Here is a 24,928-nt window from a genome sequence, read left to right on the forward strand (position 1 = left end):
CCATTCGATTGCAGACTTATATAGGGCGATTTCTGTTGGCAAAAACCATCATCGAGTTGAAGGGCGCCGATCTGACCCTTGGCAGTGCGGCCGCCTCCGTCCATGTGCTGAAGGGCATCGATCTCGATATCGCCGCGGGAGAATCCGTCGGCATCGTCGGCCCGTCCGGTTCCGGCAAATCCACCCTGCTGATGGTGCTTGCCGGCCTGGAAAAGCTCGACAGCGGCGAGATCAACATCAACGACACGCCGCTGCACGCGCTGAACGAGGACCAGGTGGCCGATTTCCGCGGCCGCAACATCGGCATCGTCTTCCAGTCCTTCCATCTGATCGCCAATATGACGGCGCTGGAAAACGTTGCCGTGCCGCTGGAACTCGCCAATGTTCCCAACGCCTTCGAGATCGCCCATCGCGAACTGAAATCGGTCGGCCTCGGCGAACGGCTGAACCACTATCCCGGCCAGCTTTCCGGCGGCGAACAGCAGCGCGTGGCGATTGCAAGGGCGCTCGCCCCCTCGCCCGCTTTGCTGATCGCCGACGAACCCACCGGCAATCTCGACACCGAGACCGGCCGACAGATCGCTGACCTCCTGTTTTCCAAGCAGGCCGAACGCGGCATGACCCTGCTTCTCGTCACCCATGACGTCTCGCTTGCCAATCGCTGCTCGCGCCAGATCCGCGTCCGTTCCGGCAGGATCGAAGGCGACAGCGCCGCCCACCGCAGCGAGGCGGCGATCGCATGAGGATCATCACACCGCGCGTCTCGCTCGCTTTTCGCCTGGCGCTGCGTGAGCTGCGCGGCGGCATCCGCGGCTTCTACATTTTCCTCGCCTGCATCGCGCTTGGCACCGGCGCCATCGCCGCCGTCAATTCCGTTTCGCAGTCGATCACCGATACGATCGCCTCGCAGGGACAGGAACTGCTGGCGGGCGACGTCCGCTTCGAACTCAACAACCGTGAAGCCACGCCAGAAGAAATGGCTTTCCTCGAAGGCCTCGGCACCGTCTCGGTCTCGACCGGCCTGCGCTCGATGGCCCGCAAGCCCGATGGCTCCGACCAGGCGCTGGTCGAGGTCAAGGCGGTCGACGACGCCTACCCGCTCTACGGCAGCTTCGTCGCCGAGCCGGACTATCCGCTCGCAGCCCTGCTTTCCGGCCAGGGCGGCACCTATGGTGCGGTCGCAGCACCGCTGCTTCTCGATCGGCTCGGGCTTGCGGTCGGCGACGAATTACTGCTCGGCAATGTCAAGCTCAGCATAACAGGCACCGTTAAAACCGAGCCGGATGCGCTGTCGGAAGGTTTCGGCTTTGCGCCGCGTCTGCTCGTCAGCCGCCGGGCGCTCCAAGCCTCCGGATTGATCCAGACGGGAAGCCTGGTCGAACATGCCTATAAGATCCGGCTGGAAAACAAGGCCGCGATGTCGGGCATCCAGGCGCGGGCATCGAAGGAATTTCCGTCCGCCGGCTGGGCAGTCCGCACCAGCGACCGCGCGGCACCCTCGCTCACCGAAAACATCACGCGTTTCTCGCAGTTCCTGACGCTGGTCGGCCTCACCGCGCTGATCGTCGGCGGCGTCGGTGTCGCCAATGCCGTGCGCGCCTTCCTCGATGCCAAACGCACCACCATCGCCACCTTCAAATGTCTCGGTGCACCGGCGCAGGTCGTCGTTCTGATCTATCTCTTCCAGATCGCCATCATCGCGCTTGGCGGCATCCTGATCGGTCTCGTCATCGGCGCCCTTTCGCCGTTCTTCGCCGCGCAGTTCCTGGCGCAATTCCTGCCGGTCTCCACGACACCGACCCTCTATCCCGGCGCCCTGCTGCTCGCGACCCTCTTCGGCATCCTGACGACGCTCGCCTTCGCCATCCTGCCGCTCGGCCATGCCCGCGAAGTGCCGGCGACCGCACTCTTCCGCGAGCAGGGCTTCGAGGCCCGCCGCCTGCCGTCCTGGCCCTATATCCTGCTGGCCGCATTGTTGATGGCCGCTCTCGCCGGCCTCGCCATCCTCACGGCCTACGACCGCTTCATCGCCGTCGTCTTCGTCGGCGCGATCGTCTTCGCCTTCGTCGTGCTGCGCCTCGTCGCAGCAGCGATCGCCTGGCTTGCGCGCCGCAGCCCGCGCGTCCACTCGCCGGCATTGCGGCTTGCGATCGGCAATATCCACCGCCCGGGCGCATTGACGCCCTCGGTCGTGCTCTCGCTCGGCCTCGGCCTGGCATTGCTGGTGACGCTGACCCTGATCGACGGCAACCTGCGCCAGCAGTTGACCGGCCGCATGAATGAAGGGGCGCCGAACTTCTTCTTCGTCGATATCCAGAGCGCCGAGGTCGACGCCTTCCGAAATCTCGTCCAGCGCCAAGCGCCGCAGGGCAAACTCGTCGAAGTGCCGATGCTGCGCGGCCGCATCGTCGCCTTCAACGGCGAGGACGTCACCAAGATGAACGTGCCGGCCGCCGGCCGCTGGGTGCTGAACGGCGATCGCGGCATCACCTATGCCGACACCCTGCCCAAGAATGCCGCCCTCACCGAAGGCAGCTGGTGGGACAAGGATTACAGCGGCGAGCCGCTCGTCTCCTTCTCCTCGGAAGAGGCGCATGAACTCGGTCTCAAGATCGGCGACAAGGTCACCGTCAACGTGCTCGGTCGCAATATCACGGCGAAGATCGCCAATCTGCGCCGCGTCCAATGGGAATCGCTGTCGATCAATTTCGTCATGGTCTTCTCGCCGAACACCTTCCGCGGCGCCCCGCATGCGTGGCTGGCGACGCTGACCGATCCCGCCTCGACAGCCGCCGAAGATGCGGCGATCCTGAAATCCGTCACCAACACCTATCCGACGATCACCAGCGTCCGCGTCAAGGATGCGATCGACATCGTCAACCAGCTGGTGGCGCAACTGGCGACCGCAATCCGCGCCGCAGCCTCCGTCGCCCTCATCGCCTCGGTCCTCGTCCTTGCCGGCGCGCTCGCCGCCGGCAATCGGGCGCGCACCCATGACGCGGTGGTGCTGAAGACGCTCGGCGCCACGCGCGCCATGCTGATTCGCGCCTTCAGCTACGAATATCTGATCCTGGGGCTCGCCACCGCGATCTTCGCGCTGATCGCCGGCGGCGTTGCCGCCTGGTTCATCGTCGCCCGCATCATGCACCTGCCTTCGGCCTTTCTGCCCGACGTGGCGGGACTGACGCTCGTGACCGCGCTCGTCCTCACCGTCGGCATCGGCCTCATCGGTACCTGGCGCATCCTCGGGCAGAAGGCCGCACCGGTCCTGCGCGAGCTGTGACCCGGCCGCGCCAGCCAAACCCTTCACCTTACGGCGATTTAACCGGCCGAGCCTTTGCAACCCTCTTGTTTGCAAGGGGCGAAAGCCTCATATTGTCTGCAGGCATGCTGGAGCTCCGCAGCGGCGCCCGGGTCGAAAACCCCGACACCGTATCTCCATCGGAGCTTGTAAGAGGAAACTATGGCTGATCTTCGTAACTATCAAAGCCGCGCTCAGACCGGCGAGATGATTGATCAAGGCCTGCGCGCATATATGCTCAAGGTCTACAACCTGATGGCGCTGGGTCTGGCGATCACCGGGGTGGCCGCATATCTGTCATTCCAATTCGCCTTCGCCGACGGCGAGCTGACCGCTTTCGGTCAGGCGATCTATTTGAGCCCGCTGAAGTGGGTGGTCATTCTGGCGCCGCTGGCTATGGTGTTGTACCTGAGCTTCCGGATCAATAACATGACGGTGAGCGCCGCCCAGACGACGTTCGCGATCTATGCCGCGCTTGTCGGCCTGTCGCTCTCGTCGATCTTCCTGATCTACACGGGCCAGAGCGTCGTTCAGACCTTCTTCGTCACCGCCGCCTCCTTCGGCGCGCTGTCGCTTTACGGCTACACGACCAAGCGTGACCTGTCGGCCGTCGGCTCGTTCCTGATCATGGGTCTCTTTGGCCTGATCATCGCTTCGATGGTCAACATCTTCCTGGCTTCATCGGCCATGCAGTTCGCGATCTCGGTGCTCGGCGTTCTGATCTTCGCAGGCCTCACCGCCTACGACACGCAGCGGATCAAGGAATTGTACCTGGAAGCCGATGACGTCGCTGTCGCCGGCCGCAAGGCAATCATGGGTGCGCTGACGCTCTATCTCGACTTCATCAACCTCTTCATGTTCCTGCTGCAGTTCATGGGCAACCGTAAATAAGCAGGACGGACTGAGATCGAAAAGGCGGCTTCGGCCGCCTTTTTTGTTGCGCCGGTCCCGGAGGACTGGTTTTAGAGAGACCTTGCTTTCCCGATGGACCAGCCACCCCAATGTCCTTCCTCCTGCGTGACGCCTCGCAAGCCGACATTCCCGCCATTGCCGAGATCTATCGCGACTCCGTCCTGAACGGCGTTGCAAGCTACGAGATCGTCCCACCTTCCGAGGCCGAGATGATGCAGCGTTTCGCCGCGATCGTCGGCCAGCGCTATCCCTATATATCAGCCGTCGATGCGGGCGGGATTCTGCTCGGCTACGCCTATGCCTCGGCCTTTCGCACGCGACCGGCCTATCGCTGGATGGTCGAGGATTCGATCTATCTGGCGCCTGAAGCGCGTGGACGCGGCATCGGCAAAGCGCTGATGAGCGAGCTGATCGCCCGCTGCACCGGTCTCGGTTTCCGTCAGATGGTGGCCGTCATCGGCGGCGCCAGCCCCGCCTCGATCGCGCTTCATCTCAAGGCAGGTTTTGTGGAAGTCGGCCTGATGAGGGGCGCCGGCTACAAGCATGGCCGCTGGCTCGACACGATGCTCATGCAGCGCGCCCTCGGCGAGGGCATGAGCACCGACCCGGATCAATCGAGCTATCCCGGCACGCTGTTTGCCGGTTGATTCGCTATTTATCGACGAGCTTTAGAGCCTTGTCGAACACCTTCAGCACCTGATTCAGCTCGTGTCCGCGCTTCAGGATCATGCCGTTGACGTTGATGACGGAATAAGCGCCCTGCTTGGCGGCAAGCTTCGGATTTTTCTCGATTCGGAAGAGCGGCATTTCGCCGGAGCGTTTGAAGACGGAGAAGACCGCCTTGTCCTTCAGGTGATCGATGGCGTAGTCGCGCCACTCGCCGTCGCCGACCATGCGGCCGTAGATCCAGAGGATCGCGTCCAGTTCGCGCCGGTGAAACGTCACCGGAAGCGGGTCCTTGCTCTGCTTGTATTCCCTGAGATCGACGACGACTGAGGAACTATGGTCGACGGAACGGCTTTCGCCGTGTCGTAAATCCGGCTGATCTGTCATCAGTCTCCCAAGGCCTCCGCTTGTGACAGGAGAGTGACAGTGTGCCCGAGCCGCCGCAAATTGCAAGAGTCCCACCCGTCACATTCGGCCGCACCGGACAGCGCCGCGCATCTACCGAGACGCGCAGAGGAGCGCTGACGCTTTCTCGGCAACGCCGCATTTCAGTCAAAACAGCGCCTCATTTGCAGGAGAATTATGAATCCCGGTTTGGCGCCAGCGCGCCAAAGGGCCCGGCGGAGCGTATCGACCTTAACCCCAGCCCCGAATACGCTCAGCCGGGCCGCCCGGTACTTCATCCGCAAGCGGATGAAATCTCAGATATTTTTTCCAGCCATCACCACGGTCGCACCAAGGATCGCAGCCGGATCGCCGTTGTCGGTCGCCGATTGCAGCAGGATCGCGCAGCCTTCGAGCTGCGGCCGCTGCAACACGCTCGCCGGCAGCGTCAGATTGGTCGCCTTGCCGTCCCACATGCCGACGGTTTCGACATTGGTGACGCTGTGCAGATAGGACAGCTTCTTGCCGCTGTTTTCGCCCTTTTCGACCTCGATCGTCTTTTCCTTGTCGAAATAGACCATCACGACATTGGCTTTGCCCTGCCCCGCACCGATCTTGATCTCCAGCTCGTCGCCGCGCATCGACGCGCTGATCGGAACGGTCAACCCATTGCCTTCGCTGCTGTAGGTGTCGATCTTGCTGTTGATGCCGGTGAGATCGGCGCCGGCCAGATGGCCGCGCCCGTTGACGATCGCCTGCGGGGTGTAGACGTTGCTGCGGCCCATCGTTCTGGCATAGCCGTATTGCCGTTCGGTGTTTTCCTTGGAGCTCAGCGTATCGGCCCAGCCGAGATAATTCCAGTAATCGACATGATAGGCGAGCGCGATCACATCGCCCTGGCTCACCAATTTGCGGAACGCCGCATCAGCCGGAGGACAGGAGGAGCAGCCCTGCGCCGTAAAGAGTTCGACGACGCCTTTCGGCGTACCGTCTTCGGCCTGCAACGAGCCTGCGAAAACAACACCGGCGATCAGCGGAATCAAGAAACGGGGGGACATTCACCTGCACCTCTTTTTCAGCGCCGCCAGCCTGTTCGAACCGGAAGCCCTGACATATGAACGTACGAATAATCCTTCCGGGTCCAAACGAAAAGTCACGAACGGGTGAGACGCCGCGCCACCCGAACCCGCGGAAAACAAATCATCGTGAGCTGTTCGAATCACTGTCGTCGCAAAGAAAAGCCGCCGGAAACTGCTCTCCGGCGGCCATTATCAGTCAGGTGTCTTAAGAATCAGGCAGCGAGATCGCGCAGAACCGTCTGCAGGATACCGCCATTGTTGAGGTAGACCACCTCGTCGAGCGTATCGACGCGCGACAGCAGCGGAACGTCCTTCACTGTGCCGTCGCCATAGGTGATCTTGGCGATCTTCTTCTCGCGCGGCTTGATCTTGTCGAGGCCTTCGATAGTGACGAGTTCATCGCCCTTGAGGCCGAGGCTCTGCCAGGTCGTACCCTCTTCGAAGACGAAGGGAATGATGCCCATGCCGACCAGGTTCGAGCGATGGATGCGCTCGAAGGACTGGGCGACCACGGCCTTGACGCCGAGCAGGTTGGTGCCCTTGGCAGCCCAGTCACGCGAGGAGCCGTTGCCATATTCGACACCGGCGAAGATGACCAGCGGCACGCCTTCAGCCTTGTACTGCATCGCGGCGTCGTAGATCGAAGTCTCCTCCTTCGACGGATAGTGGATGGTGTAGCCACCTTCCTTGCCGTTCGGGCCGAGCATGTGGTTGCGGATGCGGATATTGGCGAAAGTGCCGCGCATCATCACTTCATGATTGCCGCGACGCGTGCCGTACTGGTTGAAGTCGGCAACGGCCACCTCGTGACCGAGCAGATAGGCGCCAGCAGGCGATGCAGCCTTGATCGAACCGGCCGGCGAGATGTGGTCGGTGGTGATCTTGTCGCCGAACAGGCCGAGGACGCGGGCGCCCTTGATGTCGGAGACGCCGGTGCCCTTCTTGCCCATGCCGACGAAGTAGGGCGGGTTCTGGACATAGGTCGAATTGTCGTCCCAGGCATAGGTCTGGCCCGGCGGGACCTGAACGGCCTGCCAGTTGACGTCACCCTTGAAGACGTCGGCATACTTGCTTTCGTACAGTTCGCGGGTCACGTATTTCTGGATGAACTCCTGCACCTCGTGCGAAGTCGGCCAGATATCCTTGAGGTAGACCGGGTTGCCGTTCTGGTCCTCGCCGATCGGCTCCTTGGTCAGGTCCTTCTGCACCGTGCCGGCGAGCGCGTAAGCGACGACGAGCGGCGGCGAAGCGAGGTAGTTCGCCTGAACATCCGGAGAGATACGGCCTTCGAAGTTACGGTTGCCCGAGAGCACGCCGGAAACGATCAGGCCCTTGTCGTTGATCGTCTTCGAGATCGGCGCCGGCAGCGGGCCGGAATTGCCGATGCAGGTGGTGCAGCCGAAGCCGACCAGGTTGAAGCCGAGCTTGTCGAGGTCGGCCTGCAGGCCGGATTTGGCCAGATATTCGCCGACGACCTGGCTTCCCGGAGCCAGCGAGGTCTTGACCCACGGCTTGGTCTTCAGGCCCTTGGCAACGGCGTTGCGGGCGAGAAGGCCGGCAGCGATCAGCACCGACGGGTTGGAGGTGTTGGTGCAGGAGGTGATGGCGGCGATCGCGACGTCGCCATGGCCGAGATCGAAATCCGTGCCTTCGACCGCATAGCGGTTGTTAAGCTGGCCGGGCTTCTTGTAGTCGGCATCCATCGAGCCGGCAAAACCGGAGGCGATATTCTCGAGCGCGATGCGGCCTTCCGGACGCTTCGGGCCGGCCATCGACGGCACGACGTCGCCGAGGTCGAGTTCCAGCGTGTCGGTGAAGACGAGATCGGAGCCGTCGCCGTCACGCCACATGCCCTGGGCCTTCGAATAGGCTTCGACGAGGGCGATCCGGTCATGCGTGCGGCCGGACATGGTGAGGTAGTTGATGGTTTCGCCGTCGACCGGGAAGAAGCCGCAGGTCGCGCCATATTCCGGGCCCATATTGCCGATCGTCGCACGGTCGGCGAGCGGCATGTTGTCCATGCCCGGGCCGAAGAATTCGACGAACTTGGAAACGACACCCTTCTTGCGCAGCATCTGCACGACGGTCAGAACGAGGTCGGTGGCGGTCACGCCTTCCTTGAGCTTGCCGGTGAGCTTGAAGCCGATGACCTCGGGCAGAAGCATCGAAACCGGCTGGCCGAGCATGGCGGCTTCCGCTTCGATACCACCCACACCCCAACCGAGAACGCCGAGGCCGTTGATCATCGTCGTGTGGCTGTCGGTGCCGACGCAGGTGTCGGGATAGGCGATCGTCTCGCCGTCCTCTTCCTTGGTCCAGACGGTCTGGCCGAGATATTCGAGGTTGACCTGGTGACAGATGCCGGTGCCGGGAGGCACGACGCGGAAGTTCTTGAAGGCCTGCTGGCCCCACTTCAGGAAGCGGTAGCGCTCGCCGTTGCGCTGGTATTCCAGTTCGACGTTCTTGGCGAAGGCCTGCGGCGTGCCGAATTCGTCGACGATGACCGAGTGGTCGATGACAAGGTCGACCGGAACGAGCGGGTTGATCTTTTCCGGATCGCCGCCGAGCGACACCATCGCGTCGCGCATCGCGGCAAGGTCGACGACGGCGGGAACGCCGGTGAAGTCCTGCATCAGCACGCGCGCCGGGCGATAGGCGATCTCGTTTTCGACCGCACCCTTATTGTTCAGCCATTCGGCAACGGCCAGGATGTGCTCCTTGGTGACCGACTGGCCGTCTTCGAAGCGCAGCAGGTTTTCCAGCAGCACCTTCATCGAATAGGGAAGCTTCGAGACGCCCGGCAGACCGTTTGCCTCAGCCTTGGGCAGGCTGTAATAGACATAGTCTTTCCCGTTCACGGAAAGCGTGGAACGACAATTGAAACTGTCAAGAGATTTAGACACGAGAGACCCCGTTTCTGATAGCCAACACAGTCGTGCGAACGCCTATGCACTTAATGCACATCAGGATGCGGGTACGGCCATTTCCGCTGTCCGCACGTGGAACGAATGCTCCAAGTTCGGCGCAAGGATGAAATTCACGCCGACCGCTGGCGTGGTTGCGGGTCTTATAGATAATTTCCTAAAAACTTGCCATACCCGAGCACGGTCAAAATCGGAGATTTTTTGACCCTCCCGCGAGCCAAAACGAAGAAAGAGCCGACGCATGCATCTCACCGCCGAAAATCTGGCTGCAAGGCGCGGTGAGGATTTAATTTTCGCTAATATTTCCTTTCACTTGAGAGCCGGCGAGGCGCTTGTGCTGACGGGGAGAAATGGATCGGGAAAGTCCACTTTGCTGCGTGTCGTCGCCGGTCTCCTGAGGCCGGAAAAAGGCACTGTCATCCTCCGCGATGGAGAGGGCCGGGAAGACCGGCATCCGGGCGAAGCCAGCCACTACCTTGGCCATCGAAATGCAATGAAGAATGAACTTACAGTTGCAGAGAATCTGGAATTCTGGCGGGTCTTTCTCGGCAATCCCGGCACTGCCGGTCTTCCCGTCGAAGACGCCGCCGAAGCCGTTGGCCTCTCGGGAATCACCCACCTTCCCTTCGGCTACCTCTCCGCCGGCCAGCAGCGCCGGATAGCCTTCGCCAAGCTGCTCGTCGCCCACCGCCCCGTCTGGATCCTCGACGAACCCACAGCGGCACTCGATGCCAGCGCCGACCGGCTGCTGGCCGGATTGATCGAAGCGCATCTGGCAAAGGGCGGCATCGTGCTGGCGGCGACGCACCAGCCGCTGGGTCTGGAGAATGTGCAGGAAATGAAGATGACGGGCTTTGCCGGTGTGGATCAGGGGGTGTGGGGTTGATGATTTGCCGTGCCGCTACCCCCCTCTGCCCTGCCGGGCATCTCCCCCACAAGGGGGGAGATCGGCAAGATGCACCGGCTTCGCGAAATGTTGATCGCGCGCCAAGCGGCTGCGGCCATCTGCGACATTTGATTAGGGTGAGCGCGCGCCCCCAGCCGATCTCCCCCCTTGTGGGGGAGATGCCCGGCAGGGCAGAGGGGGGTGCCCCGTCCACCGCACACGCAGAGAGCCGCCCCGCATGACCGCCCTCTTCCTCCGCGACCTGAAACTCTCGATCCGCGCCGGCGGCGGGGCGCTGATCGGCGTGCTGTTCTTCCTCACCATCGTCGCCGTCATCCCCTTCGGCGTCGGCCCCGACCTCAAGCTGCTGTCGCGCATCGGCCCCGCCATCGTCTGGATCGGCGCGCTGCTGGCCGCCCTTCTCGGCCTCGACCGCCTGTTCCAGGCCGAACGCGACGACGGATCGCTCGATCTGATGCTGATGCAGGAAACGCCGCTCGTCCTCACCGTGCTGGTCAAATGTCTCGCCCACTGGACGGCCACCAGTCTGCCGCTGGTCATTGCCTCGCCGCTGCTCGGCCTGTTCATGAATATGGACGAGGCGGCGATCGGCGCGACCATGCTGACGCTGCTTGTCGGATCGCCTGCCATCACCTTCATCGGCGCTGTCGGCGCTGCCGTTGCCGTAGCGCTTCCCCGCGGCGGCCTGCTGGTCTCGATCCTCGTCTTGCCCCTGACCATTCCGGTGCTGATCTTCGGCGTCAGCGCCACCTATGCCGCGGTCGAGGATCCAGCCCCGTTCCTGCCGCCTTTTCTCATCCTGACCGCGCTGACGCTCTTCTTTACGGTCATCGGCCCGGCTGCGGCTGCGCTGGCGCTGCGAAACACGGCGGATTGATGGGCCATTCGATTGCGGGAAAAGCCGGATCAAGGTAAGGAAGCGGTCATGAGCCAAACGAGCCTTGCCATCAGCAAATTCAGCGATCTCGCCAACCCGACGCGGTTTCTGGCGCTGGCGGCGCGTATCATTCCCTGGCTGGCCGGTATCACCGCCCTCTGTTTCGCGGCCGGCCTCTATCTGAGCTTCGCCACCGAAGGCGATTATCAGCAGGGCGAGACCGTGCGCATCATGTATATCCACGTGCCGGCGGCCTGGCTTTCGATGATGTGCTACACGATCATGAGTGTTTCGGCGATCGGCACGCTGGTCTGGCGCCATCCGCTGGCCGATGTCTCCGCCAAGGCGGCAGCCCCGCTCGGCGCCGCATTCACCCTGCTTGCCCTCGTCACCGGTTCGCTTTGGGGCAAGCCGATGTGGGGCACCTGGTGGGTCTGGGATGCCAGGCTGACCTCCGTCTTCGTTCTCTTCCTGATGTATCTCGGCCTGATTGCGCTCGGCCGCGCCATCGACGATCCGTCGAAGGCCGCGCGCGTCTCCGCCGTGCTGATCCTCGTCGGCTTCGTCAACATCCCGATCATCAAATTCTCTGTCGAATGGTGGAACACGCTGCATCAGTCGGCAAGCGTGCTGCGCCTTGACGGCCCGGCGATCGATCCGGAATTCCTGCGCCCGCTCTTCGTCATGGCGATCGCCTTCACCCTGCTCTTCTTCACCCTGCATATCATGGCGATGAGGAACGAGATCTGGCGCCGCCGCATCGCCGCCCAGCGCCGTCTCGCCGCCCGCATGGCCAACCGCGAGGAACAGACGTGACGCACGCTTTCTACGTCTATGCCTCCTATGGCTTCGCGGCCCTGGTGACGGTCGCCGTCACGCTCTGGACCTGGAACGACGGCCGGGCGCGCCGCCGCGAACTCGCGAGCCTTGAAGCCGCGGGCATCCGCCGCCGCTCGGCTCGCGCGGGGGACGGGCAATGAGCGAGGCGCCGGAAACCACGACCGCCAAGCCGCGCGGGCGCGCCAGCTACCTGCTGGCGCTTCTGCCGCTGATCGTCTTCGGCGGTATCGCGGCAACCGCCGCAAAGATGCTCTACGACCAGGATTTTCACGGCAAGGACATCACCGAAATCCCCTCCGCCCTGATCGGCACCAAGGCGCCGGCGCTGAACCTTCCGCCGCTCGACGGCGCCAACCTGCCGGCGCTGACCGATGCCGCGATCAAGGGCAAGCTGACCCTCGTCAACGTCTTCGCCTCCTGGTGCGTCCCCTGCCGGGACGAACATCCTGTCTTGAAAGAACTGGCAAAGGACGGACGGCTGAACATCGTCGCCATCAATTACAAGGACCAGAGCGACAACGCCCTGCGTTTCCTCGGCGAGCTCGGCAACCCCTATCAGGCGATCGGCATCGATCCGAACGGCAAGGCGGCGATCGACTGGGGCGTCTACGGCATTCCGGAAAGTTACCTGGTCGCCCCCGACGGCACCATCCTCTACAAGCGCGTCGGCCCCTTCGACGATGTCAGCCTGAAGGAAGGGCTCTATCCAGCGATGGAAAAGGCGCTGGGAAAGCCGGCTTCGTAAGTCTACAGCCCGCCCTGCCAGACCTTGATCGCCTCGACAGGCCAGATCAGCATCACCACATTAAGCGTCAGGTTGTCGCGGATCACATAGCCGGTGAAAATTTCGAAGAAGATGGCGATAACAACCGTCAGCGCCACCGGCGCACGCGATGCGAAGAAGAAGCCGACGCACATGAAGACGGTGTCCATCGCCGAATTCAGGATGCTGTCACCGTAATAATCGAGCGCGATCGTCGCCGTGCGGTAACGGTCGATGATGAGGGGCGAATTCTCCAGCAGTTCCCAGCCGGATTCGATGAAGAGCGCCAGCAGCAGCCGTGCCGCCAGCGGCTTGCGGCGCAAGACGAGATGGCCGAGCCCGTAGAACAGGAAGCCGTGGATGATGTGCGACGGCGTGTACCAGTCCGACAGATGCTGTGAATTGCCGCTGGTATTGACCCCGCCCTCCCACAGCTTGACATAACCGCAGGCGCAGATCGGCACGCGGCCCATCAGATATTCGGCGACGATCTGGGTCAGCAGCACCGCAAGGCAGGCGACGAACCAGTAGGTCTGGTGTCTCACACGATATTCGACGTCCGTAGCACTCACTTCTCGCCGTCCGTTTCCAGGTTAACGCTATGTTTGAGCACCAGCGGCATCTGCGCCAGCGTGAAGATGACGGTGATCGGCATCGTGCCCCAGACCTTGAAGGCGACCCAGGTATCGTCCGAAAAATTGCGCCAGACGAATTCGTTCAGCACCGCGAGGAAGAGGAAGAAGATGCCCCAGCGGATGGTGAGCTTGCGCCAGCCCTCGGCATCGAGCTGGAAGGCAGCGTTGAAGACATAGCCGAGCAGCGATCGGCCGAAGGCAAGCCCGCCGAGCAGCGTCACCCCGAAGAGCGCATTGACGATGGTCGGCTTCATCTTGATGAAGGTCTCGTTCTGCAGCCAGATCGACAGCGAGCCGAAGATGAGAACGACAATGCCGGAGACGAAGGGCATGATCGGCAGATGGCCGAGCACGATCTTCGAAACGACAAGCGAGATGATCGTCGCCGCCATGAACAGCCCGGTGGCGACAAACAGCGGTCCGCCCAGCTCGGCAAGAACCGGAAACTTTTCCACCAGCCACTGGCCGCGCAGATTGGCAAAGAAGAAGATCAGCAGCGGCCCGAGTTCCAGCGCCAGTTTCAGCAGCGGGTGATGCCGGTCGGCCGCGGATGGGGTGATATCGCTTTCGGTGCTCATGCCGTCTTCAAACCTGTTCTTCCTGGAAACCTGCGTGCCGACGGTGCCCTGCAGGCTTTCGGCGGCATATCTGTGGCATCATTGCCCAAGTCCGGCAATGGCATGCGCAAAATCCTCGGCCTCGAACGGCTCGAGATCGTCGACACCCTCGCCGACGCCGATGAAATAGACCGGCAGCTTGTGCTTGGCGGAAATGGCAACGAGGATGCCGCCGCGTGCCGTGCCGTCGAGCTTGGTCATGATCAGCCCGTTGACGCCGGCGACGTTGCGGAAAATCTCGACCTGGCTCAGCGCATTCTGTCCTGTGGTGGCGTCGAGCGTCTGCAGCACGGTGTGCGGCGCATCGGGATCGAGCTTGCCGAGCACGCGCACGATCTTCTCAAGCTCGGCCATCAGTTCGGCCTTGTTCTGCAGGCGGCCGGCGGTATCGACGATCAGCACGTCGCATTTTTTTGCCTTTGCCTGCTCGAAGGCGTCATAGGCAAGGCCGGCGGCATCGGCGCCGAGCTTGGTGCCGATGAATTCGGAATTGGTCCGCTCTGCCCAGATTTTCAGCTGCTCGATCGCCGCTGCGCGGAAGGTATCGCCGGCGGCCAGCATCACCTTCAGCCCGGCGCCGGAAAGTTTGGCCGCCAGCTTGCCGATCGTCGTCGTCTTGCCGGTGCCGTTGACGCCGACGACGAGGATGACATGCGGCTTGTGCGAGAGATCGAGCTGCAGCGGCTTGGCGACCGGCTTCAAAACCTTGGCGATTTCAGACGCCATGATCCGGCTGACATCCTCGCCGGTGACATCCTTGCCGTAGCGCTCGGACGCCAGCGTGTCGGTGACGCGCAGCGCGGTCTCGACGCCGAGATCGGCCTGAATCAGCAGATCCTCGAGATCCTGCAGCGTCTCGTCGTCGAGCTTGCGCTTGGTGAAGAGCGCGGCGATCTGGCCGGTCAGCTGCGAGGAGGTGCGCGCAAGGCCGTTGCGCAGGCGCTGGAACCAGCTGAGTTTCGGCTGCGGGGCGACGGGTTCGGGCTCGACGACCTTCGGGCCGGTGGCGAAGCCTTTGGGGAGGATGGGCGAGCCGGTCTCCGGTTCTGCCGTGGGGCTACCCCCCTCTGCCCTGCCGGGCATCTCCTCCACAAGGGGGGAGATCGGCTGAACGGAGGTGTCTAATATCTCATCGAGCTTAGGCGAAATCTCCTCTGGAGACGCTTCTGCAACTTCCTCGGCCCCTTCGATCGAAACCGGCGCGTCAGGCTCCAAACGATCTCCCCCCTTGTGGGGGAGATGTCCCGGAGGGACAGAGGGGGGTATTTCCGCAACGGTTTCGACAGGCGCCTGGATTTCGGTCTGCACTTCCGCTGCCGCCTCGGCTTCCAGCAATGACAGCGGCACGACGCCCATGTCGCTCAGCTGGTCCGGAGCCGGCAGGATCGCGGGTTCCGCGTCGTCGAGAGCGACATGCTCTTCCGCCGTATCCTGATCAAAATCCGCCGCCGGCCCACCAGCGGTATCCATTTCCTCCGGAAGAACAGGATCCTCCGCAATCGGCAGGGCTTCATCGCGCGAGCGCGGCTCCAGCTCCCTTTCGACGGACTCAGGCACAGGCTCTTCAGCCGGCTTGCCGAAGGTGAAGACCTTTTTGATGAAACTGAGCGCCATGGGGATTCCGTGAAAGTCAGGCCGCGGCTGCGGCCGTCAATTGCATGTCGAGATGCTTGCCATTGTGGCCGGTGATTTCGGCCGGCACAAGTTCGCCAGGACGAAGGCCCGGTGTAGCGACCAGCATGAAGTTCTCCGTATGCGCCAGGCCGTTGTTTTCAACTAGCAGCCATTGCCGGGTTCCGACCATGCCATCGAGATGGGATTGATGCAGCCTATGTCCAGTGGCGCGCAGCCTTGCGGCGCGGTCCTTGACCAGCGACCGGTCGAACTGTGGCATGCGGGCTGCCGGCGTGCCGGGACGCGGGCTGTAGGGAAAAACATGCAGATGCGCGATATCGGCTTCTTCGGCGAGCCGCACGGCATTGCCGAACATCTCTTCCGTTTCAGTGGGGAAACCGGCGATCATATCGGCGCCGAAGCTCATCTCCGGGCGAAGCCGGCGCGCATCCTCGATGAAACGCAGCGCATCGGCACGCGAATGCCGGCGCTTCATGCGCTTCAGGATCATGTCGTCGCCATGCTGCAGCGACAGATGCAGATGCGGCATGAAGCGCGGCTCGTCGGCGATCAGATCTATCAGATGGGCGTCGGCCTCGATGCTGTCGATCGAGGAAAGCCGGAGGCGGCGGATATCGGGGAGCTGCTTTAAGAGCGTCTTCGCCAAGAGTCCGAGCGTCGGCGCGCCGGGCAGATCGGCGCCATAGCTGGTGGCGTCGACCCCGGTCAGCACGATCTCACGATAACCGCTGTCGGCGAGCTTGCGGGCCTGGTCGACGACCGCGCCCATCGGCACGGAGCGGGAGTTGCCGCGGCCATAGGGGATGATGCAGAAAGTGCAGCGGTGGTCGCAGCCGTTCTGCACCTGGATGAAGGCGCGCACATGGCCGTCGATGTGCCTGACCATCTGCGGCGCCGTCGCCTTCACGCTCATAATATCGTTGACGCGGAGCTTCTCTTCGGCCGAAACGCCGAAATCCGGCAGGCTGCGATAGGAGGCGCTCGAAAGCTTCTCCTCGTTGCCGAGCACGGCGTCGACTTCCGGCATTTCAGCGAAGGTCTGCTTTTCCGTCTGCGCGGCGCAGCCGGTGACGATGATGCGGGCATGCGGATTGTCGCGCCTTGCGCGGCGGATCGCCTGGCGGGCCTGGCGCACGGCTTCGCCGGTCACCGCACAGGTGTTGACCAGGACCGCATTGTTGAGCCCGGCCTTTTCGGCCTGCGCCTTCATCACTTCGGATTCATATGTGTTGAGGCGGCAGCCGAAGGTAATGACCTCGACGCCGCTCACTGCGCCCCGGCCTCTCGGCTATCGTCGCGCGACCAGAGACCGGTCGTGGGATCGAGCCTGCCCGACCATTCCCATTCGGCAGGGCCGGTCATGATGACGTGATCGTCGCGCTCGCGCCATTCGATGGACAGTGTCGCCGGCGGCTTGGCACTCGCCACATTGATTGTCACGGTGCGGCCGGTGCGGCCGGTGCGCGCCGCGCTGACGGCGGCGGAACAGGCGGCCGAGCCGCAGGCGAGCGTCAGTCCCGCGCCGCGCTCCCAGGTGCGCGTCGTCACCGACGTCGGCGACGTCACCTGCGCCAGCGTGATATTGGCGCGCTCGGGAAACATCGGATGGTTTTCCAGCAGCGGCCCGAAACGGGCGAGATCGTAGGACATGACGTCCCGGTCCACCCAGAAGATCGCATGCGGATTGCCCATCGACATCACCGACGGCGAATGCAGCACCGGATTGTCGATCGGGCCGATCTGCAGCTCGATGCGGCTGGTGTCGTGGAATTCTTCCGCCAGCGGGATCCTGTCCCAATCGAAGACCGGCCGGCCCATATCGACGGAAATCGTCCCGTCTTCATGCTCGACGGCGTTCAGAATGCCGGCGACGGTCTGAAAGGTAAAAGCCTTTCGGCCGGTCTCGGCGGCAAGCGCCTGCACCACGCAGCGCGTGCCGTTGCCGCAGGCCTGCGCCTTCGAACCGTCGGAATTCAGGATATCGATGAAGGCATCGGTGCCGTCGGCCTTCGGATCATGGATCGCCATGATCTGATCGAACTCGGTCTGCGGATCGGCATTGAGCGCGATGGCCGCCGCCGGCGTCACCTTATCCGGCCGGCCGCGCATGTCGACGACCAGGATCTTGTTGCCAAGCCCGTTCATCCTCGCGAATTCGACCGTTGCGCTCATGATATCATTCCGTCCGTCTTTCCGCTGTATATGGCGGAAATGCGAAGGAATTACCAGTGGGTGAGTATCGGGCAGGTTGGCCGCCGGCCGCCCCCTTCGAGCCAGTTCAGCTTTTAACGCCGCGCACCGTCGGGATCGAAAGACGCCGCATGTGCTTCGACGATAGCGGCGGTGATGACTTTTCTCAGCTCATAGACCAGCGAGCGGGACCGTTTGCGGTCTAGGTCCTGTGCCGCCTTGGCAAGATTCAGGCCTTCGTTCAGGACAATATGGTGAGCTCGGGCCAGCGCCCAGCTCTCAATATCAGGATCTATCATTCGATATCTCCGCCGAATCATTCGGCATCAAGGATATTTACGAATCATTTTACAGGATGCACTTAAGTAGAAAGTAGAATCATAAGTGGAATATTTTGCAACTGGCCGATATCGCGAATTTGGACTGCCTTCCGGAATTTTAATGGCTCTCGCCAGGTCGCAGCGCTCCCGAAAAGCTCGCCACACGGTCATTCCACGCATTCGCCTTGACTTTCCCGCCGCTTTCCTGTTTATCGCGCCCAATCCGCGACGAGCCTGATGACTCCGAGCCGCCGACCGGGACCTTGAGATCCCGGAGGTCAACACCCGACAGCGCGATGCGCCCTCGGGTGCTTTTTGGCTTTGCGTCTTGTTTTCGTCACGGAAAAGCACGACGTTTCCGGGCATATCGAACCCGCCCGAAACGTATCAAGGAAGAGCCGATGTTTGAAAACCTCCAGGACCGTCTTGGCTCCATTCTGAATGGACTGACAGGCCGTGGCTCGCTTTCGGAAGCCGATGTTTCCGCAGCGCTGCGAGAGGTTCGCCGTGCGTTGCTGGAGGCCGATGTCGCGCTCGACGTCGTGCGTTCCTTCACCGACCGCGTGCGGGAAAAGGCCGTCGGCGCCGAGATCCTGAAGTCGATCAAGCCCGGCCAGATGGTCGTCAAGATCGTCCATGACGAACTGATCGAGATGCTGGGCGGCGAAGGTGTGGGCATCGACCTGCATGCGGCCGCCCCGGTCGTCGTCATGATGGTCGGCCTGCAGGGCTCCGGCAAGACGACGACCACGGCCAAGATCGCCCATCGCCTGTCGACACGCGATAAGAAGAAAGTGCTGATGGCGTCGCTCGACACGCGCCGTCCGGCAGCCCAGGAGCAGCTCCGCCAGCTCGGCGCCCAGGCCAGTATCGACACGCTTCCGATCATCGCGGGCCAGTCGCCGACGGATATCGCCGCCCGCGCCGTGCAGGCAGCGAGACTCGGCGGCCATGACGTCGTTATCCTCGACACCGCCGGCCGCACCCATATCGACGAGCCCTTGATGGTCGAGATGGCCGACATCAAGAAGCGCTCGAATCCGCATGAAATTCTGCTGGTCGCCGATAGCCTGACCGGTCAGGACGCCGTCAATCTCGCCCGCAACTTCGACGAACGCGTCGGCATCACCGGTCTCGTCCTGACCCGCATGGACGGCGACGGCCGCGGCGGTGCGGCCCTTTCGATGCGCGCCGTCACCGGCAAGCCGATCAAGCTGATCGGCGTCGGCGAGAAGATGAGCGAGCTGGAAGAATTCCATCCCCGCCGCATCGCCGACCGCATCCTCGGCATGGGCGATATCGTTTCGCTCGTCGAGCGCGCCGCCGAAAACATCGACGCCGAGAAGGCGGCCGCCATGGCCGCCAAGATGGCCAAGGGCAAGTTCGATCTCGACGACCTCGCCGACCAGCTGCGCCAGATGCAGAAGATGGGCGGCATGGGCGGCATCATGGGCATGATGCCCGGCATGTCGGGCATGAAGGACAAGATGGCCGCGGCCGGCCTCGACGACAGGCTTTTCGGCCGGCAGATCGCCATCATCCAGTCGATGACCAAGGCCGAGCGCGCCAATCCCGACCTGCTCAAGCATTCGCGCAAGAAGCGCATCGCCGCCGGCTCCGGCACCGATGCCGCCGCCATCAACAAGCTTCTGAAGATGCACCGCCAGATGGCGGACATGATGAAGATGATGGGCGGCAAGGGCAAAGGCGGCCTGATGAAGCAGATGATGGGCGGCCTTGCCGGCAAGATGGGGCTCGGCGGCGGTATGGGCGGCATGCCCGATCTCTCGAATATCGATCCCCGGCAGCTCGAGGCCCTGCAGAAGCAGGCGGAAGCGGCGGGGCTTGGAAAACCGGGCGGGGGTATGCCCGGTCTCGGCGGTCTGCCGGGTGGTTTGCCGGGCCTCGGCGGCGCCAAGCTGCCGGGCCTAGGTGGTGGTTTCCCGGGATTGCCCGGATTGCCGAAGAAGAAGTGAAAGGATCGCTTGCCCCATGATTGATCCAAACGTCAAAGCCCAGCTCGCGAGCTATCGTCAGTCGATCGACAACATCGATGCCGCTCTCGTGCACATGCTGGCCGAACGCTTCCGCTGCACCAAAGAGGTCGGCGTGCTGAAGGCCAAATACAATCTGCCGCCGGCCGACCCGGCGCGCGAGGAATACCAGATCGAACGTCTTCGCCAGCTGGCAAAGGCCGCCAATCTGGACCCGGATTTCGCCGAGAAGTTCCTGAACTTCGTCATCAAGGAAGTCATCCGGCATCATGAGCAGATCGCTGCGGATCACGCTGAACAGAGCGCCGCAGCCCGATAACCACACCGCCCACGAAGCGGTCAAGAAAAGCCTAAGGAGTAAAGAACATGGCACTGAAAATTCGTCTCGCCCGCGGTGGCTCCAAGAAGCGCCCGTATTACCACGTCGTTCTCGCCGATGCGCGCAGCCCGCGTGACGGCCGCTTCCTCGAAAACCTCGGCTCCTGGAACCCGATGCTCGCCAAGGACGACGAGAAGCGCGTTCAGCTGAATGCCGAGCGTATCAAGCACTGGATCGCAAACGGCGCCCAGCCGACCGACCGCGTTCTGCGCTTCCTCGATGAAGCCGGCGTTGCCAAGCGCGAAGCCAAGAACAACCCCGAGAAGGCAAAGCCCGGCAAGCGCGCTCAGGAACGCGCCGCAGAAAAGGCTCAGAAGATCGCTGACGCCGCCGCTGCTGCTGCCGACGCCGCGGAATAATCGGGATAGTCCCTTTTCGAACGGGCGGCATGGCGACATGCCGCCCGTTTTCGTTTCCAATCCTTCGCACTTCGTTTATGAGAAACCTGTCTTTCGGCTTCACATGAAGGAACCCATGACAAAGCTTGAAAACCCCGTTCTGATGGCGACGATCGGCGGCGCGCAAGGCCTCCGGGGAGAGGTGCGCGCCAAGGCCTATACGGCCGATCCGAGCGCCCTTGGCGACTACGGCCACCTGCACAGCATGGACGGCCGCAGCTTCGAAGTCCTCGAAATCCGCGAGAACAAGAATGTCGTCGTCGTCCGCTTCCGCGGCGTCAACGACCGCAATGCCGCCGAGGCGCTGAACGGCCTCGAACTCTATATCGAGCGCGACAACCTGCCGGACGAGGAGCTGGAGGACGACGAATTCTACTATGCCGATCTCGAGGGTCTCGAAGCCCTTGATGACAAGGGCGCCAGCTACGGCACGGTCACCGGCGTCTTCGATTTCGGCGCCGGCGATCTCTTGGAACTCAAGGGTCCGGGCAAGCGCCCGGTGCTGATTCCCTTCTCCGAAGCCTCGGTGCTGGAGATCGACCTCGAGGCCGGCACGCTGCTGATCGATCCGCGGGCGGCAGGGCTGGTCGACGATCCCGAAGAGCTTTCGAAATTCACCGCGGACAAGCCGAAAAAGAAGAAGTGATGGCCTTTCGGGCGAGCGTGCTGACACTCTATCCGGAAATGTTTCCGGGGCATCTGGGCTTTTCGCTCGCCGGCAAGGCGATGGAACGAGGGCAATGGTCGCTGGACGCGGTGCAGATCCGCGATTTCGCCACCGACAAGCACCGCACCGTCGACGACACCCCGGCCGGCGGCGGCGCCGGCATGGTGCTGAAATCAGACGTTCTCGCTCGGGCGATCGACAACACCTCGCAAAACGACACCCGCCCGCGGCTGCTGATGAGCCCGCGCGGCCGGCCGCTGACACAGGAGCGCGTGCGCGCGCTTGCATCAGGTGACGGCGTCATCATCGTCTGCGGCCGCTTCGAGGGCGTCGACCAGCGGGTGATCGAGGCACGCGGGCTGGAAGAGGTCTCGATCGGCGACTATGTGCTGTCGGGCGGCGAGCCGGCGGCGCTGATCCTGCTCGATGCCATCATCCGCATCCTGCCCGGCGTCATGGGCAACGATCTTTCCGGCCTGCACGAGAGTTTCGAAGGCGGGCTGCTGGAACATCCCCATTATACCAGGCCACAGGCGTGGGAAGGCCGGGAAATCCCGTCGATCCTGACCTCCGGCAATCACGGCGCCATCGAAAAATGGCGGCACGAAGAGGCGGTGCGGCTGACGCGGGAGCGGCGGCCGGATCTCTTCGAAAGAGCGAAAACCGAGAAAAGCGGCTGATTCCGCCCTCCCTTTCACAAAAATGTCGTGCGAGGGATGACAAGCACCGGCCTTTGGTGTATTGGCGCACGCGGAAATGGGGTTAGCCCCGTCTGCCAGCAAACAAAGAATGGCGAATCCGCTCCCGCCCTGAGAGGGCAAAATCCTGAGGCTAACCCAAAGGATCAGTGTCGAGCGCTCTGGCTGTTTCAGAAGAACCAAAGGTTAAGACGATGAACATCATTCAGCAGCTTGAGGCCGAACAGGCCGCCAAGATCGAAGCCAAGCGCACCCTTCCCGAATTTTCCCCGGGCGACACCGTCCGCGTCAACGTGAAGGTCACGGAAGGCAACCGTACCCGCGTTCAGGCCTATGAAGGCGTCTGCATCGCCCGCTCCGGCGGCGGCCTGCAGGAAAACTTCACGGTCCGCAAGATCTCCTACGGCGAAGGCGTCGAGCGCGTGTTCCCGGTCTACTCGCCGATGATCGAAAGCGTCGAGGTCGTTCGCCGCGGTAAGGTTCGTCGCGCCAAGCTCTATTACCTCCGCGACCGTCGCGGCAAGTCTGCCCGTATCGTTGAAGACACCGGCGTCCGCGCCCGCAAGCTCAACGACGCCGAGCGCGCCGCCGTTGCCGAGGAAAAGGCACGCATCGAAGCCGAGAAGGTTGCAGCCGCCCAGGCGCTGGCCGCCGAGAAGGCAGCAGCAGAAGCAGCCGAAGCCAAGGCCGCTGCTGAAGCAGCAGCCGCTGCCGCCGCAGCGGAACCGGCAGCAGAATAAGATCTGCGCAAAATTCTATTCCTGGAAAGGCGGCCTTCGGGTCGCCTTTTCTATTTTTTGCTTCGCCACGCAGCCCGCGGCCTTGCCTCCGGCCTATCTTCCGTGACAGTTTTCGCCGTTCAATTGAGGGAACCGTTCAATGTTGTTTCGCCGCACCGTTCTTGCTGGCTTTGCCGCCCTTGCTCTTCTGCCGCTTGCCGCATCGGCCGCCGAACTGCCGGATCTCGGCGGCAAGAGCGTCGTCGTCGTCACCGAGAATGCCTATCCGCCGCTGCAGTTCATCGATCCGAAATCGGGCAAGGCGATCGGCTGGGAATATGACGCGATGAACGAGATCGCCAAGCGCCTGAACGTCAAGATCGAATATCAGAACACCAGCTGGGATGCGATGATCCAGGCAGTGTCCGACGGCCAGTACAACATCGGCATGACCGGCATCACCATCAAGGAAGACCGCAAGCAGAAGGTGGATTTCTCCGATCCCTATATGCGCTCGCAGCAGTTCATGCTGGTGCGTGGCGACGAGAAACGCTTCACCGACGCCAAGTCCTTCGCCGAAATCAAGGATGGCCTGGTCGGCGCCCAGCCCGGCACGACGCCTTTCTATACGGCTGTCTATGAGGTGCTCGACGGCAACGAACAGAACCCGCGCATCAAGCTCTTCGAAACTTTCGGCGCCACCGTCCAGGCGCTGAAGGCCGGCGACGTCGACGTCGTGCTGACCGACGGCACTGCCGGCAAGGGTTATGTCGACGCCTCCAATGGCGCCCTGAAGCTGATCGGTGGGCCGCTCGGCACCGAGGATTTCGGCTTCATCTTCCCGAAAGGCTCCGATCTCGTCGCCCCGGTCAACGCCGCCATTTCAGCACTCAAGGCCGACGGTACGCTGGATGCGCTGAACAAGAAGTGGTTCCTCGACTACAAGATGGGCGAATGACGCCGGGCAACCGCTGATGGCCGTACGACCGTCTTCCGACAGGCACGTCAAGGACGACTATCCCTGGTGGTTGGTCGCGCTCGTCGCGATCGGCATCGTCCTTGCCACCGTCATCGTCACCAACGATATCTACGCCCAGGTTTTCCGCACCGTGGTCAACGGCGTCGGCATCACCGTCTTTGTCACCCTGGTCGCCTTCGTGCTCGCCACGGTGCTCGGCCTCGGCATCTGCCTGCTCGGCATGGCCGACAGCCAGGTCGCGCGGCAGATCGCACGATTCTACATTGAGACCATCCGCGGCATCCCGATCCTCGTGCTCTTGTTCTACGTCGCCTTCGTCGGCGCGCCGGCTCTGGTCGCCGCCTATAATTTTCTGATTTCGCCGCTGGTGACGTCAGGTATGGCCGAGCCCATCCTGGTGCGCGATCTCTCGCTGATGTGGCGGGCGATCATCGCGCTGACGATCGGCTATTCCTCCTTCATCGCCGAAATCTTCCGGGCCGGTTTCCAGTCGGTCGATCTGGGCCAGATCGAAGCGGCCAAGGCACTCGGCCTTTCCCGCTACCGGCGCTTCCGCTCCGTCGTCTTCCCGCAGGCGGTCCGGGTGATCTTCCCGCCGCTCTCCAACGATTTCGTGTCGATGGTCAAGGACAGCTCGCTCGTCTCCGTGCTCGGCGTCGCCGACATCACCCAGATGGGCAAGGTCTATGCCGCCGGCTCCTTCCGCTTCTTCGAAACCTATTCGATCGTCACCTATATCTACCTGATCCTGACGATCGGCCTGTCGCTGGCGCTGCGACGGACGGAGAAGTGGCTGAAGTCGCGGTGAATGACCACCAGCCGCGCCATCGCAGCCGGCCTCTGATGATTCAAATTGAAGCCGCCGCGAAAAATCGTTATATGCAGGCGATGGAATCCAAGTTCAGATGCACTGGCGCGCATATTTTCGTGCTGCAGGACCATTATCGCCTGCCGGCGCGGTTTTTTGCCTGCGTGTCCGGTGCGCTCAACAGCCGACTTCGTTGATCGAATGACGGCCGCGGAGCCTGATCCGCATTCTCGATT

Annotated in this window: 27 protein-coding genes; 18 read left to right on the forward strand and 9 right to left on the reverse strand. The window is 62.6% G+C overall.

Annotated features, from left to right (window positions below):
• Positions 1–35: 35 nt before the first annotated feature.
• The 4 genes from CO666_RS01070 (at position 36) to CO666_RS01085 (ending at position 4,860) form a co-directional block, all read left to right on the forward strand.
• Positions 36–743, forward strand: coding sequence for an ABC transporter ATP-binding protein (locus tag CO666_RS01070; protein WP_097610323.1), 708 nt, complete (start codon positions 36–38; stop codon positions 741–743).
• Positions 740–3,283, forward strand: a complete 2,544-nt coding sequence (locus CO666_RS01075; RefSeq protein ID WP_097610324.1) for an ABC transporter permease — start codon at positions 740–742, stop codon at positions 3,281–3,283. Before CO666_RS01070 ends, CO666_RS01075 begins: the two co-directional genes overlap by 4 nt.
• A 180-nt stretch (positions 3,284–3,463) precedes the next feature.
• Positions 3,464–4,192 carry a Bax inhibitor-1/YccA family protein gene (locus CO666_RS01080; RefSeq protein WP_097610325.1) on the forward strand — a complete coding sequence of 243 codons (729 nt, stop codon included), beginning with the start codon at positions 3,464–3,466 and terminating at the stop codon, positions 4,190–4,192.
• Positions 4,193–4,302: 110 nt separating this feature from the next.
• A complete protein-coding gene (locus tag CO666_RS01085; RefSeq protein ID WP_097610326.1) occupies positions 4,303–4,860 on the forward strand; it encodes a GNAT family N-acetyltransferase in 558 nt (185 codons plus the stop codon).
• A gap of 4 nt (positions 4,861–4,864) precedes the next feature.
• Here the strand turns inward: CO666_RS01085 and CO666_RS01090 are convergent, their stop codons facing one another.
• The 3 genes from CO666_RS01090 to acnA all read right to left on the reverse strand — a co-directional run bounded on the left by CO666_RS01090 (position 4,865) and on the right by acnA (position 9,245).
• Positions 4,865–5,266 (reverse strand): DUF2794 domain-containing protein, encoded by a 402-nt coding sequence (locus tag CO666_RS01090; RefSeq protein ID WP_097610327.1) that lies wholly within the window; start codon positions 5,264–5,266, stop codon positions 4,865–4,867.
• A gap of 314 nt (positions 5,267–5,580) precedes the next feature.
• Positions 5,581–6,321 (reverse strand): DUF1223 domain-containing protein, encoded by a 741-nt coding sequence (locus CO666_RS01095; protein WP_097610328.1) that lies wholly within the window; start codon positions 6,319–6,321, stop codon positions 5,581–5,583.
• 233 nt (positions 6,322–6,554) lie between these two features.
• Positions 6,555–9,245 carry an aconitate hydratase AcnA gene (acnA, locus tag CO666_RS01100; protein WP_097610329.1) on the reverse strand — a complete coding sequence of 897 codons (2,691 nt, stop codon included), beginning with the start codon at positions 9,243–9,245 and terminating at the stop codon, positions 6,555–6,557.
• A 262-nt stretch (positions 9,246–9,507) separates the two neighbouring features.
• On the opposite strand from acnA, the gene ccmA reads away from it, so the two are divergent.
• From ccmA to CO666_RS01130, 5 genes are all read left to right on the forward strand, one after another.
• Positions 9,508–10,152 carry a heme ABC exporter ATP-binding protein CcmA gene (gene ccmA / locus CO666_RS01105; protein ID WP_097610330.1) on the forward strand — a complete coding sequence of 215 codons (645 nt, stop codon included), beginning with the start codon at positions 9,508–9,510 and terminating at the stop codon, positions 10,150–10,152.
• A gap of 238 nt (positions 10,153–10,390) precedes the next feature.
• The gene (gene ccmB, locus CO666_RS01115) at positions 10,391–11,050 is read left to right on the forward strand and encodes a heme exporter protein CcmB (protein ID WP_097610331.1); all 660 of its coding nucleotides are present in this window, start codon (positions 10,391–10,393) and stop codon (positions 11,048–11,050) included.
• Between the two features lie 48 nt (positions 11,051–11,098).
• On the forward strand, positions 11,099–11,866 hold the full coding sequence (locus CO666_RS01120) for a heme ABC transporter permease (protein ID WP_097610332.1): 768 nt from the start codon (positions 11,099–11,101) through the stop codon (positions 11,864–11,866).
• Positions 11,863–12,030, forward strand: a complete 168-nt coding sequence (gene ccmD / locus CO666_RS01125) for a heme exporter protein CcmD (protein ID WP_097610333.1) — start codon at positions 11,863–11,865, stop codon at positions 12,028–12,030. The genes CO666_RS01120 and ccmD overlap by 4 nt, the downstream gene beginning before the upstream one ends.
• Positions 12,027–12,635 carry a DsbE family thiol:disulfide interchange protein gene (locus tag CO666_RS01130; RefSeq protein ID WP_097610334.1) on the forward strand — a complete coding sequence of 203 codons (609 nt, stop codon included), beginning with the start codon at positions 12,027–12,029 and terminating at the stop codon, positions 12,633–12,635. Before ccmD ends, CO666_RS01130 begins: the two co-directional genes overlap by 4 nt.
• Positions 12,636–12,637: 2 nt before the next feature.
• Here CO666_RS01130 and CO666_RS01135 read toward each other — a convergent pair whose 3' ends face one another.
• The 6 genes from CO666_RS01135 to CO666_RS01160 form a co-directional block, all read right to left on the reverse strand.
• Positions 12,638–13,225: a DUF2585 domain-containing protein gene (locus CO666_RS01135; RefSeq protein ID WP_097610335.1), complete on the reverse strand. Its 588-nt coding sequence runs from the start codon at positions 13,223–13,225 to the stop codon at positions 12,638–12,640.
• Positions 13,222–13,866: a septation protein A gene (locus CO666_RS01140; RefSeq protein WP_097610336.1), complete on the reverse strand. Its 645-nt coding sequence runs from the start codon at positions 13,864–13,866 to the stop codon at positions 13,222–13,224. The genes CO666_RS01135 and CO666_RS01140 overlap by 4 nt, the downstream gene beginning before the upstream one ends.
• Positions 13,867–13,944: 78 nt before the next feature.
• Positions 13,945–15,519 carry a signal recognition particle-docking protein FtsY gene (ftsY, locus tag CO666_RS01145; protein ID WP_097610337.1) on the reverse strand — a complete coding sequence of 525 codons (1,575 nt, stop codon included), beginning with the start codon at positions 15,517–15,519 and terminating at the stop codon, positions 13,945–13,947.
• Positions 15,520–15,535: 16 nt separating this feature from the next.
• Positions 15,536–16,810, reverse strand: a complete 1,275-nt coding sequence (mtaB, locus tag CO666_RS01150; RefSeq protein WP_097610338.1) for a tRNA (N(6)-L-threonylcarbamoyladenosine(37)-C(2))-methylthiotransferase MtaB — start codon at positions 16,808–16,810, stop codon at positions 15,536–15,538.
• Positions 16,807–17,712, reverse strand: coding sequence for a diaminopimelate epimerase (gene dapF, locus CO666_RS01155; RefSeq protein ID WP_097610339.1), 906 nt, complete (start codon positions 17,710–17,712; stop codon positions 16,807–16,809). The genes mtaB and dapF overlap by 4 nt, the downstream gene beginning before the upstream one ends.
• Positions 17,713–17,825: 113 nt before the next feature.
• Positions 17,826–18,050 (reverse strand): hypothetical protein, encoded by a 225-nt coding sequence (locus CO666_RS01160; protein WP_179869593.1) that lies wholly within the window; start codon positions 18,048–18,050, stop codon positions 17,826–17,828.
• 401 nt (positions 18,051–18,451) lie between these two features.
• On the opposite strand from CO666_RS01160, the gene ffh reads away from it, so the two are divergent.
• The 9 genes from ffh to CO666_RS33985 all read left to right on the forward strand — a co-directional run bounded on the left by ffh (position 18,452) and on the right by CO666_RS33985 (position 24,889).
• On the forward strand, positions 18,452–20,026 hold the full coding sequence (ffh, locus tag CO666_RS01170; protein ID WP_097610341.1) for a signal recognition particle protein: 1,575 nt from the start codon (positions 18,452–18,454) through the stop codon (positions 20,024–20,026).
• Between the two features lie 16 nt (positions 20,027–20,042).
• The gene (locus CO666_RS01175; RefSeq protein ID WP_003543666.1) at positions 20,043–20,363 is read left to right on the forward strand and encodes a chorismate mutase; all 321 of its coding nucleotides are present in this window, start codon (positions 20,043–20,045) and stop codon (positions 20,361–20,363) included.
• Between the two features lie 47 nt (positions 20,364–20,410).
• Entirely contained in the window at positions 20,411–20,782 is a 372-nt protein-coding gene (rpsP, locus tag CO666_RS01180; RefSeq protein WP_097610342.1) for a 30S ribosomal protein S16, read from the forward strand.
• A gap of 115 nt (positions 20,783–20,897) precedes the next feature.
• Positions 20,898–21,467, forward strand: coding sequence for a ribosome maturation factor RimM (rimM, locus tag CO666_RS01185; protein ID WP_097610557.1), 570 nt, complete (start codon positions 20,898–20,900; stop codon positions 21,465–21,467).
• On the forward strand, positions 21,467–22,168 hold the full coding sequence (trmD, locus tag CO666_RS01190) for a tRNA (guanosine(37)-N1)-methyltransferase TrmD (RefSeq protein WP_097610343.1): 702 nt from the start codon (positions 21,467–21,469) through the stop codon (positions 22,166–22,168). Before rimM ends, trmD begins: the two co-directional genes overlap by 1 nt.
• A 212-nt stretch (positions 22,169–22,380) precedes the next feature.
• Positions 22,381–22,926: a 50S ribosomal protein L19 gene (rplS, locus tag CO666_RS01195; RefSeq protein ID WP_097610344.1), complete on the forward strand. Its 546-nt coding sequence runs from the start codon at positions 22,381–22,383 to the stop codon at positions 22,924–22,926.
• A gap of 139 nt (positions 22,927–23,065) precedes the next feature.
• Positions 23,066–23,863, forward strand: a complete 798-nt coding sequence (locus CO666_RS01200; RefSeq protein WP_097610345.1) for a transporter substrate-binding domain-containing protein — start codon at positions 23,066–23,068, stop codon at positions 23,861–23,863.
• Between the two features lie 16 nt (positions 23,864–23,879).
• Positions 23,880–24,692: an amino acid ABC transporter permease gene (locus tag CO666_RS01205; protein ID WP_097610346.1), complete on the forward strand. Its 813-nt coding sequence runs from the start codon at positions 23,880–23,882 to the stop codon at positions 24,690–24,692.
• The gene (locus tag CO666_RS33985; RefSeq protein WP_164740429.1) at positions 24,674–24,889 is read left to right on the forward strand and encodes a hypothetical protein; all 216 of its coding nucleotides are present in this window, start codon (positions 24,674–24,676) and stop codon (positions 24,887–24,889) included. Before CO666_RS01205 ends, CO666_RS33985 begins: the two co-directional genes overlap by 19 nt.
• Positions 24,890–24,928 lie beyond the last annotated feature (39 nt).

The organism is Rhizobium chutanense, assembly GCF_002531935.1.
Taxonomy (GTDB): domain Bacteria; phylum Pseudomonadota; class Alphaproteobacteria; order Rhizobiales; family Rhizobiaceae; genus Rhizobium; species Rhizobium chutanense.